Origin of the sequence: Marinifilum sp. JC120, from assembly GCA_004923195.1 — a bacterium.
Lineage (GTDB): Bacteria > Desulfobacterota > Desulfovibrionia > Desulfovibrionales > Desulfovibrionaceae > Maridesulfovibrio.
The window spans coordinates 1-591 of the sequence record RDSB01000139.1 but is presented as its reverse complement, the minus strand read 5'-3'; the positions used below and the strand labels follow the sequence as shown (position 1 = coordinate 591).

Here is a 591-nt window from a genome sequence, read left to right as displayed (position 1 = left end):
CCAATTCGATCCGATCCATTAGTTCGTAGAGCTATTTACTCGATTGCAGACATTTCTGGAACACCTCTAATAGAGGGACAAAGAGTCAATTTTGAAAGAACGTATTGTCAAACTCTTTCAGATATGAATCTATCCGATTCAGAAGAGAAGAGCTTGCATCAGTATCTCAATTTCAATTCAAACATGGGTTTGATTCACACTCCATGTTCTGAGAAATATTTACAGAGGAAAAAACGGAGTCTTTGYCTAAARAAATGCGTTGASAAASGGCAGATGKATAGAACYTTTCAACGAGATAGTGCTTWTTCAAMTCTCTCAAAATGGAATCTRTTCCAAACATATATGCCATGGTTCYTTACTTCGACAGGGTRCARATAYCTAAATTTRWYAYTTTTAGATACTTTTTCAGACYTATTGCSGATACTAAGTAGCAGTCAAAAATTTGTATCCATTTTTCATGATATTATGYATGGATYAGATATATCATGGSSARTTCYTCAGAAAAAATTGTGTCTTCCACAAMGGAATCTGATAAGTGATATTTCGAGAAAGTCTTTACATAATCTTCTTCTGTCCGAAGAAATGATTCAT

At 34.0% G+C, this 591-nt stretch carries 1 protein-coding gene; it reads left to right on the top strand.

Annotation, left to right across the window (positions count from 1 at the left end):
* On the top strand, positions 1-591 hold a 591-nt coding region (locus D0S45_20735), incomplete at both ends, for a DUF825 domain-containing protein (protein ID TIH06414.1).